11 protein-coding genes are annotated in these 10961 nt (G+C 64.2%); all 11 read left to right on the top strand.

Annotated elements, in window-relative coordinates; genetic code table 11:
• Positions 1-484: 484 nt before the first annotated feature.
• Complete coding sequence (locus tag M3498_04620; protein MDQ3458580.1) at positions 485-805, top strand: hypothetical protein; 321 nt, start codon at positions 485-487, stop codon at positions 803-805.
• Positions 802-2775 carry a V-type ATP synthase subunit I gene (locus M3498_04625; protein MDQ3458581.1) on the top strand — a complete coding sequence of 658 codons (1974 nt, stop codon included), beginning with the start codon at positions 802-804 and terminating at the stop codon, positions 2773-2775. The genes M3498_04620 and M3498_04625 overlap by 4 nt, the downstream gene beginning before the upstream one ends.
• Positions 2775-3086, top strand: coding sequence for a V-type ATP synthase subunit K (locus M3498_04630; protein MDQ3458582.1), 312 nt, complete (start codon positions 2775-2777; stop codon positions 3084-3086). Before M3498_04625 ends, M3498_04630 begins: the two co-directional genes overlap by 1 nt.
• 1 nt (position 3087) lies before the next feature.
• Positions 3088-3771, top strand: a complete 684-nt coding sequence (locus M3498_04635) for a V-type ATP synthase subunit E (protein ID MDQ3458583.1) — start codon at positions 3088-3090, stop codon at positions 3769-3771.
• Positions 3772-3785: 14 nt separating this feature from the next.
• Positions 3786-4811 carry a V-type ATPase subunit gene (locus M3498_04640; protein ID MDQ3458584.1) on the top strand — a complete coding sequence of 342 codons (1026 nt, stop codon included), beginning with the start codon at positions 3786-3788 and terminating at the stop codon, positions 4809-4811.
• 1 nt (position 4812) lies between these two features.
• On the top strand, positions 4813-5130 hold the full coding sequence (locus M3498_04645; protein MDQ3458585.1) for a V-type ATP synthase subunit F: 318 nt from the start codon (positions 4813-4815) through the stop codon (positions 5128-5130).
• A 136-nt stretch (positions 5131-5266) separates the two neighbouring features.
• A complete protein-coding gene (locus tag M3498_04650) occupies positions 5267-6949 on the top strand; it encodes a V-type ATP synthase subunit A (protein MDQ3458586.1) in 1683 nt (560 codons plus the stop codon).
• Positions 6950-7006: 57 nt separating this feature from the next.
• Positions 7007-8425 (top strand): V-type ATP synthase subunit B, encoded by a 1419-nt coding sequence (locus M3498_04655; protein MDQ3458587.1) that lies wholly within the window; start codon positions 7007-7009, stop codon positions 8423-8425.
• Between the two features lie 86 nt (positions 8426-8511).
• On the top strand, positions 8512-9186 hold the full coding sequence (locus M3498_04660) for a V-type ATP synthase subunit D (protein ID MDQ3458588.1): 675 nt from the start codon (positions 8512-8514) through the stop codon (positions 9184-9186).
• 135 nt (positions 9187-9321) lie between these two features.
• Positions 9322-10338: an amino acid ABC transporter substrate-binding protein gene (locus M3498_04665; GenBank protein ID MDQ3458589.1), complete on the top strand. Its 1017-nt coding sequence runs from the start codon at positions 9322-9324 to the stop codon at positions 10336-10338.
• Between the two features lie 245 nt (positions 10339-10583).
• On the top strand, positions 10584-10961 hold a 378-nt coding region (locus M3498_04670; GenBank protein ID MDQ3458590.1), incomplete at its 3' end, for a polar amino acid ABC transporter permease.

Raw genomic sequence — 10961 nt, forward strand, 5'->3', positions numbered from 1 at the left:
TTCCTGCGGAGTGCTGCGCGAATCGGGATACTTCGTGAACGCAACGACCCATCAAAAGAAGGCTGACGGACCACTAGGTTGTGGTGACCTTTCACAGATGCCACGTCGAGATTCTACTTCTACGACGTTAACCTTTCGAGCGTCCCGCTTGTCGCTGCGCTTGGGTCTGATAAATACCCGTTTGCACGTCGCTACAGCAAATCTTTAACGCCGACTATTCGCAATGTCAACAGACCTAGGAAGCGGCCTGTACGGACCTGCGGGCTGGGACAAACGTCCTCGAATCATTCCTGCGAAGAGGATACACTCGCCAAGGCCTGAGACCAGGCGCGTTGACACTCCTCGAGGCTATTGTTATGCTAGCCGGTGCCAAGCGCGATGGGCCGACGGCCACAGGGCTCGCGTTTTTTTATGCCTCCATAGAACAAAGCCCGCTGCGACGTCGGCGGATTTTGTAGTGGCTGCGAGGTGAAGGGAGGGCCGATTGGAAGCTCACAGTGACAAACTCCTACACGACCTGGTCGAGCACGAAAAGGCGCTGGTCAGCAAAGTGGAAGAGGCCAAGCGGGACGCCACCGAGATCGTCGCCCAGGCCCAGCGGGAGGCTGCTCGGATCATGGCCGAGGCCGAGGCCGAAGCGGCGCGGCGCGCCGAAGAGCAGCAGGCCAGGAGCAGGGCCGAGGCCGAGGCTTCGCACCGGGCTGTGCTCGAGGCCGTTCGGGCCGAAGTGGATGAGGCCAGGGCGGGCATGGACAGCCGTTTCGAGGCGGCGGTGGTGCGGGTGATGGAGCGTGTCGTGCCGTGATCGCGGCCATGGATCAGATCCTGGTGGTCGGCCGCAAAAAGCGGGTGCAGGAGGTGTTGACGAGTCTCCAGGACCTGGGCGCCGTTCACGTCGATCCCCTGGACAACGTTCCTCTGGAACGTTTTCGCCTGAGCGAAACCGATCGCCAGGAAAAGGAGAGTTGGGACGCGGTGCTCGCCCGGACCAGGACGCTCTTGACCGCCTTGCCCACGCCGGACGCGAACGCGACCGGCAAGGTGGAGTTGCCGCGGGATGCCGCTGACATCGACCTTTACCTTCGTGAGCTCGGCGAGAAGGTCGACGCCCTCGTCGCCGAGCGCGTCGATATCTCCGATGAACTCGACGTGATCGGCGACTACCTGCGGCTGTTCAGGGGCATCGGGCTCAGCCTGGCGCAGCTCGAGGGCCGGCGCTATATCGACGGCGCGACCTTCTTCGTGGCCAACCAGGAAGAACTGAGCCGTGTCCGGGAGGCACTCGGCGAGGCCTTGGAGGGGCGCTTCGAGCTGTCGAGCAAGGCCCAGGGCAAGGGTTTGATGGTGCTGGTGGCGGTGTTGAAGCGCGACCGCGAGCTCTTGCGCACCACCTTGAGCCGCCAGGGGATCGCCGAACTAAGGCTGCCCGACCGCTACGCCCACTTGGGCATCGCCAAGGCGCTGCACACCATGGAGGAGCGCGCCCAGAGTCTGCCCCGGCGCAAGGCCGATATCGACGACGAACTCGCCGCCCTAGCCGACAAGCATCACGCCAACGGCGTCACCTTGCAGACGCGGGCGACCGACCAGCGGGCGCGCTACGAGACGCTCGAGGACTTGGCTGCGGGTGTTTACTCCTTTGCTCTGCAGGGGTGGGTGCCGAGCACGGAGGGCGAGCGGGTCGCCAGCGCGCTACAAAGGAAGTTTGGCGACGGCGTCATCGTCTCGTCGCGCCCGGCCGACGAGCACCACGACCACAGCGTGCCGGTCAAGCTCCACAACTCGCCGCTGGTCAGGCCCTTCGAGATTCTCCTCAATGTCTTCGACCCGCCCAAGTACGGCGGCTTCGATCCGACCTGGGTGGTGGCCCTGTTCTTCCCGCTCATCTTCGGGATGATCGTCGGCGACATGGCCTTCGGCCTCATCTTCTTGCTTATCGGCGTGCTCCTGCGCGCCCGCGCCAGCCGGGGCAGGGAGCTCAACCTGGGTGTCCTCGGCATCACCATCTTGCCCGAACCCCTTAGAAGCGTCGGCACCATCATCAACTGGGCGGCCTTCTGGACGGTTGTCTTCGGCTTCATCTACGGCGAGTTCTTCGGGACCTTCTTGGAGTACTGGCCGCGCGACAATCCGGTTTTCTACCACGGCGACCATCACGGCATGATTCCCATCCTGCTCTTCAGGGTCGAGGAGTTCGCGCCGGTCATGCTGATCGCCCTGGCGCTCGGCATCATCCAGATCCTCTTCGGCTGGAGCATCCGTGCCTACTACGGCTATAAGCACCGCGACATGAAGCACTTCTGGGAAGGCATCGGCATGGTGGCAGGTTTGATCGGCCTCGTTGTCTTTGCCGCCTCGCTGATCAGCGGTGAGACCACCCCGCTCATGACCGCCGTCACCGTGCTCGGCTTCGGCATCTTTGTGGTCTCGGTCTTCGTGACCCGGGCGCCGCTCATGGTCGTCGAGCTCATCGCCAACGGCGGCAACATCTTGAGCTACCTGCGTATTTTCGCCGTCGGCCTGTCGGCGGCGCTCATCGCGGCGCTCGCCACCCAGCTCGGCTTCGCCATCGCGGACGCCATCCCCAACCTGCTGGGGGTCGTCCTGGGCATTCTGGTGGGCGTCTTCATCAATCTGCTGGCCGTCACTATCAAAATCATCGCCTACACCATGCAGCCCTTGCGTTTGCAATACGTAGAGTTCTTTTCCAAGTTTGGCTTTCACGACGAAAGCGGACGCGCCTACAGGCCGTTTCGTATTATGGGAGGAAAGTAATGAAAAAGGTTCTTGTTGTTCTCGCTCTTCTGGTCGCTGGTCTCGGTTTCGCTCAAGAAGCCGTGACGACCGCTGCCACTGCCGATACCACCGTCAATCTGGGCCTGATCGCTCTCGGTGCGGGCCTGGCCATCGGCTTGAGCGCCATCGGCGCCGCCATCGGTATGGCCGGCATCGGGCGTGCCGGCGCGGGTGTCTTGGCCGAGCGCCCCCAGGCCTTCGGTCAGATCCTCATCTACCTGGTGCTTCCCGAAACCATCGTCATCTTCGGCTTCGTCATCGCCTTCTTGATCCTCGGCACAGCGGCCTAAGATGGCAAACCTCGCGGCTCTGCTTGACCAAGAAGCGAGCGCTGAGATCGAGGCGATTCTCTCCGAGGCGAAACATCGCGCCTCGGAGATCGTCGCTGAGGCCAGGGAAAAGGCCGACGCTCACCTCGCCCAAAAGGCGCGTGCCGCCCAGGTGCAGTACGAGGCCTCGCTGGTGCGCGCGAAGAGTGCCGCGCAGCTCGAGGCTTCCTCCCTGAAGCTGCGTAGCCAATATGAGGCGGTCGAGCGCGTCTTCGCCGAGACCGAAAGGCGGGTGTCGGCGCTCATCAAGGATTCGAAGCGCTACCCTCCGGTCTTTGACAAGGTGCTCGCCGAAGCGATAGAGGCTCTGGGGAACGCGCAGGTCGCTCAGATCGTCGTCAACCCCGCCGACCGCCGGCTCGCTGAGGCCTTTATCAAGGAGAAGGGGCTCGACCTAGAGATCAAGACCGACCCGGCCATAGCAGGCGGCGTAAGGGTGAAGGCGGGGGGCGCCAACGTCAGCGTCGAGAACAGCCTGCCCAACCGCTTGGCGCGCGCGCGCCAGAGCGTGGCCGGCGAAGTGGTGCAATTGCTCTTGGGTGCGGGCTCGAGTCCGGCTGCGGACACCTCCGCGGGCGCGGCGGCGGACACCTCCGCGGACACCTCCAAGGCGCCCTCCGCCGTGACCGCGCCCAAGTTGAACTGACGTGGTGAGCTGACATGGTCGACGACTTCGGCTACATCAACGCCCGGGTGCGCGGCATGAAAGCCAAGCTGCTCGGGCCCGAGTTCTACAGCGAGGCGCTCGCCACCAGCGACTTTGGCGCCTTTGCCAGCGTCCTGGCGCAGTCGCCCTATGCCCGAGACGTCGAGGAGGCGCAGGCCAGGCACAGCGGCCTGCGCGCCGTGGACGAGGCCTTGGGGCGCAACTTCCACCGCGAGGCGAGAAAGATCCGCGGTTTCGCCGACGGCGACCCCGGCCGCCTCATCAGGTTCCTGCTCATGCGCTACGACCTGCAGAACTTAAAGGCCATCGCTCGCGCTCGTCACGCCGGCCGGGACGCCGAGGACATTCGCCAGGCGCTCGTGCCCGCGGGCGAACTGAGGCCCGGCGTGCTCGACAACTTAGCCGAGCAGAGCGAGCTCGCCGGGGTGGCGCAGGCCCTTGCCATCACCCGCCATCCCTTGGCGCCGGCCTTTGCCCGCGCGGCCCGCGCTTATCAGTCCGAGGGCGACCTCTACAAGCTCGAGATCGCGCTCGACCGCGCCTACTTCAGGGTGCTGTTTACGGAACTCGAGGAGACCGAGCACCCCGAGGGGCTGATGCAGTATTTGAGGCTCGAGATCGACGCCACCAATCTGCGCACCGCCCTGAAGATCCGCGGCGCCGACGCGGGCGCGGCGACTACAGGCGAACTCTTCATTCCCGGGGGCCGCGAGATCAGCCGTCAGACCTTTGAAACTCTGCTGAGCGACGACACGCCGGCGGCTTTTCAGTCGCTCTCCGGCACGAGCTTCGCCGAAATAGGCGAGGCGGGCAGTTTGGGCGACGCCGAGCGCGTCATCGCCGCGCTGTTGGCGCGGAGCGCGCGCAAGCTCTACCTCTCGGACCCTTTGGATATCGGCGTGGTGCTCTACTATTTGAACCACAAGGAGGCCGAGACCGCGCGGCTGCGCCTCCTGGCGCGGGGCAAGTTCTACGGCGTGCCGAACGATGCCTTGGAGAGGGAGTTGGGCCATGCCTAAAATGCTGGTCTTGACCGATCAGGAGACGGCCACAGGCTTTCGCCTGGCCGGGGTAGACGTGCACGAGGCCGACCAGGACAGCGCGCAGGCAGCGCTCGAGGAGATCATCGAGTCGGGTGTCTACAACCTGGTCGCCGTTGACGAGAGCCTCATCGCCGACCCCAACCGTGCCGCCGAGCGCGCTATGCGCGGCCGCGACCTGCCGGTCATCTTGAGCATGCCGAGCCTGTCGGCGGCCTTTGGCGACGAGGGCGACGCCACGGCCTACATGAAGGAGCTGGTGCGTAGCGCCATCGGCTTCGATATCAAGCTCGAGTAGAGAGGATTGAACATTGAAAATTCAAAATTCAAAATTTTAAATCTTTAATGTTCAATTTTCAATTTTGAAGGAGGTTTTTGTGGCCATCGCAGGCAAGATTCAAAGGATTTCGGGCCCGGCCGTCATCGCCGAAGGCATGATGGGCGCACGCATGTTCGACATCGTGCGGGTGGGCAAGGAACAGCTCGTCGGCGAGATCATCCGTCTCGACGGCACCACCGCCTTCGTGCAGGTCTACGAGGACACCGGCGGTCTGCTCATCGGCGAGCCCGTCGTCTCGACCGGCCTGCCCCTGGCCGTGGAACTCGGGCCGGGGATGCTGAACGGCATCTTCGACGGCATCCAGCGCCCGCTGGACAAGATCAAGGAGGCCTCGGGCACCTATATCGAGCGCGGCATCAACGTGAACTCGCTGTCGCGCGAGACGCGCTGGGCCTTTACGCCGGTCGCCCAGGTCGGCGACGAGGTCTCGGGCGGGTCGGTCCTGGGCACCGTGCCCGAGTTTTCCTTTACCCACAAGATCCTGGTGCCGCCGGACGTGAAGGGCCGCGTCCAGAGCGTCAAGCCAGAGGCCGAGTACGGCCTCGAGGACGTGATCGCCACCCTCGAGGACGGCACCGAACTCAAGATGTACCACCCCTGGCCGGTGCGCCAGCCCCGCCCGGTGCAGAAAAAGCTCGACCCCATCACGCCCTTCCTGACCGGTATGCGCATTTTGGATGTGCTCTTTCCGCTGACCATGGGCGGCACCGCCGCCATTCCCGGCCCCTTCGGAAGTGGCAAGACCGTCACCCAGCAGTCGGTCGCCAAGTACGGCAACGCCGACATCGTGGTCTACGTGGGCTGCGGTGAGCGCGGCAACGAGATGACCGACGTGCTCGTCGAATTCCCCGAGCTCGAGGACCCCAAGACCGGCGGCCCGCTGATGCACCGCACCGTCTTGATCGCCAACACCTCGAACATGCCGGTGGCCGCGCGCGAGGCTTCGATCTACACCGGCATCACCCTGGCCGAGTACTTCCGCGACCAGGGTTACAGCGTGTCGATCATGGCCGACTCGACCAGCCGCTGGGCCGAGGCGCTGCGCGAAATAGCCTCTCGGCTCGAGGAGATGCCCGCCGAAGAGGGTTATCCGCCCTATCTGGCCTCGCGTCTCGCCGCCTTTTACGAGCGCGGCGGCCGCGTCATCACCCAGGGCGGCGAGGAGGGCGCGGTGTCGATCATCGGCGCGGTCTCGCCCGCCGGCGGCGACTTTTCCGAGCCCGTCACCCAGTCGACGCTCCGCATCACCGGCTGCTTCTGGGCGCTCGACGCCGCCCTGGCGCGTCGCCGCCACTTCCCGGCCATCAACTGGAACCGCTCCTATACGCTCTTCGCGGACATCTTGGAGCCCTGGTACCGCGAGAACGTGGCCCAGGATTTTCCCGAAACCCGCAACCGCGCCTCGTCGCTGCTCCAGCGCGAGGCCGAGCTGCAAGAGGTCGTCCAGCTCGTCGGTCCCGACGCGCTCCAGGACCAGGAGCGCATGGTCATCGAGATCGGCCGCATCCTCCGTCAGGACTTTTTGCAGCAAAACGGCTTCGACCCCGTCGACGCAAGCTGCTCGATGGCCAAGGCCTACGGCATGCTGCAGATGATCCTCAAACTCAACGACCAGGCGAACGGCGCGCTCGAGGCCGGCGCCACCGTAGACGACATTATCCAGGACCCGGTCATCGAAAAGATCAACCGTGCCCGCTACGTCCCCGAAGACGAGTTCGAGGCCTACAAGAAGGACGTCATGCGCCAGCTAGACGAGGCCTTTAAGGTCGCCGCGTAGGGAATAGCTTTTAGCACTTAGCTAACAGCTAACAGCTAACAGCTCAAAGGAGTTCGCATGGCTAGCAATCTGCTCAAGAAAGAATACAGCGAGGTCTCCTATGTCTCGGGGCCGCTGATGTTCCTGGAGAACGCCCCCGACCTGGCCTACGGCGCCATCGTCACCATCAAGTCGGGGACGGGCCGCGAGCGCGGCGGTCAGGTCATCGAGGTGACCGACAAGTACACCGTCTTGCAGGTCTTCGAGGAGACGTCGGGCATCGATTTATCCTCCACCACCGTCTCGCTGGTCGAGGACGTGGCCCGCTTGGGCGTCAGTCGCGAGATGATCGGCCGGCGCTTCAGCGGCATCGGCGCGCCCATCGACGGCCTGCCCCCGGTGGTGGCCGACAAGCGCCTGCCGATCGGCGGCGCACCCATCAACCCGGTCGCCCGGCAAAAGCCCGAGGAGTTCATCCAGACGGGCATCTCGACCATCGACACCCTTATAACCCTGGTGCGCGGCCAGAAGCTGCCCATCTTCTCGGGCTCGGGCCTGCCCGCCAATGAGCTCGCCGCGCAGATCGCCCGCCAGGCCAAGGTCTTGGGCGAAGGCTCGGAGTTCGCGGTGGTCTTCGGCGCCATGGGCGTCACCCAGCGCGAGGTCACCTTCTTCACCCGGGAGTTCGAGCGCACCGGCGCCCTGGCTCGCTCGGTCTTGTTCCTGAACAAGGCCGACGACCCCGCCGTCGAGCGCCTCCTTACTCCCAGAATGGCCCTGACCGCCGCCGAGTACCTCGCCTTCGAGCACGACTACCACGTCCTGGTCATCCTCACCGACATGACCAACTACTGCGAGGCGCTGCGCGAAATAGGCGGTGCCCGCGAGGAGATCCCCGGCCGCCGCGGCTACCCCGGCTACATGTATACCGACCTCGCCTCGCTTTACGAACGCGCCGGTGTGGTGGAAGGCCGCAAGGGCTCTATAACCCAGCTGCCGATCCTGTCGATGCCCGACGACGACGTCACCCACCCCATCCCCGACCTCACGGGCTACATCACCGAGGGCCAGATCTACCTGACGCGCGCCCTGCACACTCAGGGCTACTACCCGCCCATCAACCCCGGTCCCAGCCTCTCGCGCCTGATGAACAACGGCATCGGCAAGGGCAAGACCCGTCCCGACCACAAGAACGTCGCCGATCAGCTGCAGGCGGGCTACGCCAACGGCCTCGACCTGCGCCGCCTCGTCGCCATCACCGGCGAGGACGCGCTCTCGGAAAACGACAAGCTCTACTTGCGCTTCGCCGACGACTTCGAGAAGCGCTTTATCAACCAGGGCGCCGAAGACCGCTCCATCGACGACTCCCTGGACATCGCCTGGAGCATTCTTTCCAAGCTGCCGCAGTCGGAACTGACCCGCCTGAGCCGCGACCAGATCGACAAGCACTACGGCGCCAAGATGGACGAGATGTGGGGCGCGGGCAAGGGAATGTAAAAGATAAAATTGAAGATTGAACATTGAAAATCAAGGCAACCTTTTCAATTCTCGATGTTGAATCTTCAATTCTCCGAAGGAGACCTATGGCAGAAAATGTCGCTCCAACTCGCTCGAACCTGCTGCAGCGCCGCGACCAGTTGCGCCTCGCGGGCCGCGGCGCGGACCTCTTGAAACGCAAGCGCGACGCGCTCATCGGCGAGTTCTTCAGCCTCGTCAAGGAGTCCCTGGCGGCGCGCAAGGCGCTCACCGAGACGAGCAGAGAGGCCTACTTCAGCCTCTTCCTGGCCAAGGCCTGGGACGGCCCCGAGTCCGTCGAGAGCCTGAGCCTGGCCAGCAAGGTGGGCTTGGAGCTCGAGGTCAACGTCGAGAACGTCTTCGGCGTCAAGATCCCCCAGGTGCAGACGCCCGAGTTCGACAAGGAGCTGCCCTTTTCACCCATCGGCGCGGGCGCGCGCACCCTGGAGGCCGCCGGCCGCTTCCGCGACCTCTCCGAGGCGCTCATCAAGGTGGCCGCCACCGAGACGCGTCTGCGGCGCATCGGCGAGGAGATCAAGAAGACCAGCCGGCGCGTGAACGCGCTCGAGCAGCTCGTCATCCCCGGCATCGCGCGGCAGATCAAGGATATCCGCAGCGTCCTTGATCAGCGCGCGCTCGAGGAGATCACCGTCCTGAAACGCATCAAGGCCAAGCTCGAGGCGCGCGAAGAGGCCGCCAGGGACGAAGCGGCAGAGGCGGCCAAGTCGGCGCTGAGCGCCTAGACGTTTGCCGCTCACTGTTCATCACGCCCTGTTCATCACGCCCTGTTCATGAACGGGGCTCGAGCCTTTACAAGCCCGCGTTCGGGACGGTAGAGTATGAGTTGTCTGGAAACTTCATAACACGGAGGAGAAAGAATGCCTAAGTTACTAGCTTTGCTCGCCCTGAGCCTTTTCTTATCCGGCTTTGCCGCGGCGCAGGCCGGGCTGCTCGATGAGGTGAGGTCGCGAGGCAGTGTCGTCTGCGGGGTGAACAACGTCCTGCCCGGCTTCGGCTTCGTCGATGAGGCCGGCGAGTATTCCGGTTTCGACGTGGACTTCTGCCGCGCCATCGCCGCCGCCGTTCTGGGCGACGCGGGCGCCGTCGAGTTCCGCCCGCTGACCGCCCAGGAGCGCTTCACCGCCGTGCAAACCGGCGAGGTGGACGTGCTCATCCGCAACACCACCTGGACGAGCACCCGCGACTCCACCGTCGGCCTCAACTTCGCCGCCGTCACCTTCTACGACGGCCAGGGCTTCATGGCGCGGCGCACCTCGGGCATCACCAGCCTCGAGGACTTCGAGGGCCGCAGCATCTGCGTGCAGTCGGGGACCACCACCGAGCTCAACCTTGCCGATACCATGCGCGCCGCCGACGTCGAGTACACCCCGGTCATCTTCGAGACCGCCGACCAGCTCACCGCCGCCTATGACGACGGCGCCTGTGACGGCTGGACCACGGACGTGTCCGGCCTCGTCTCCCGCCAGATCACCTTGCGCAACCCCGCCGACCACGTGATTCTGGACGCGGTCATCTCCAAGGAGCCCTTGGGCCCCGCTGTCTTGCAGGGCGACGACGCCTGGTTCAACGTCGTCAAGTGGGTCGTCTTCGGTCTGATGGAAGCCGAGGAGTACGGCATCACCGCCGAGAACGTCGCAGAGATGGCCGAGACCTCGGAAGACCCCGCGGTGCGCCGCCTCCTGGGCGCCGAAGGCGAAGCCGTTTCGGCGCTAGGCATTCCCGCCGACGGTATTCGGCAGGCTATCGCGGCAGTCGGCAACTACGGCGAGATCTACAACCGCAACCTGGGCCCCGACACCCCCTTCGACGTGCCCAGAGGCCTCAACAACCTCTACACCGAAGGCGGCCTCATCTACGGGATGCCCTTCCGCTAAGCCTGACTTTCAAGAACAGGTGGTGGCGCGCGCCACCACCTGTTCTCATATCCATTCTTGAACTTTAGCTACGGCTGACCCTATTTTCTGTCATTGTTGAGCCATACGGGTTAAAGCCATACGGGTTAAAGCTATACGGGTTAAAGCTATACGGGTTAAAGCTATACGGTGAGGCAGCAGGGCGAGCGTTGTGGGGAGGCATGTTTGAGTAGCGCGGGGACAAGTAGGGCAAGGGAGCAGGCATAATGCGCCCAAAACGCGCCAAGCGCAGCGGGCCGCGCATTCCCTTCTACCGCAACGTCAAGACCATCGGCCTCCTCTTGCAGCTGCTCTTCGCCGCCGTGCTGGCCTTTGGCGTCTTCGTCCTCTACGGCAACGTCACCTCGGCCTTGAGCCGCTCCAACCTGCCTTCGGACTTCGGCTTTCTGGGCTCGAGGGCGGGCATTCCCATCGCCGAGACGCCGATCCCCTACGACACCAACGACACGTACGCGCGCGCGCTGCTGGTCGGCATCGTCAATACCCTGCGCGTGGCGCTCGTCGGCGTGGTCCTGGCGACGCTGCTGGGCATCGTGGTGGGGGTGATGCGCCTGTCGAACAACTGGCTCTTGCAGCGCATCGCC

The sequence above is a fragment of the Deinococcota bacterium genome (assembly GCA_030858465.1).
Lineage (GTDB): Bacteria > Deinococcota > Deinococci > Deinococcales > Trueperaceae > JALZLY01.

What these genes read in the sequence shown, in the direction of transcription:
- M3498_04630 (MDQ3458582.1), top strand. Translation starts at nt 2,775, where the DNA reads ATGAAAAAGGTTCTTGTTGTTCTCGCTCTTCTGGTCGCTGGTCTCGGT.
- M3498_04635 (MDQ3458583.1), top strand. Translation starts at nt 3,088, where the DNA reads ATGGCAAACCTCGCGGCTCTGCTTGACCAAGAAGCGAGCGCTGAGATC.
- M3498_04640 (MDQ3458584.1), top strand. Translation starts at nt 3,786, where the DNA reads ATGGTCGACGACTTCGGCTACATCAACGCCCGGGTGCGCGGCATGAAA.
- M3498_04645 (MDQ3458585.1), top strand. Translation starts at nt 4,813, where the DNA reads ATGCTGGTCTTGACCGATCAGGAGACGGCCACAGGCTTTCGCCTGGCC.
- M3498_04650 (MDQ3458586.1), top strand. Translation starts at nt 5,267, where the DNA reads ATGATGGGCGCACGCATGTTCGACATCGTGCGGGTGGGCAAGGAACAG.
- M3498_04655 (MDQ3458587.1), top strand. Translation starts at nt 7,007, where the DNA reads ATGGCTAGCAATCTGCTCAAGAAAGAATACAGCGAGGTCTCCTATGTC.
- M3498_04660 (MDQ3458588.1), top strand. Translation starts at nt 8,512, where the DNA reads ATGGCAGAAAATGTCGCTCCAACTCGCTCGAACCTGCTGCAGCGCCGC.
- M3498_04665 (MDQ3458589.1), top strand. Translation starts at nt 9,322, where the DNA reads ATGCCTAAGTTACTAGCTTTGCTCGCCCTGAGCCTTTTCTTATCCGGC.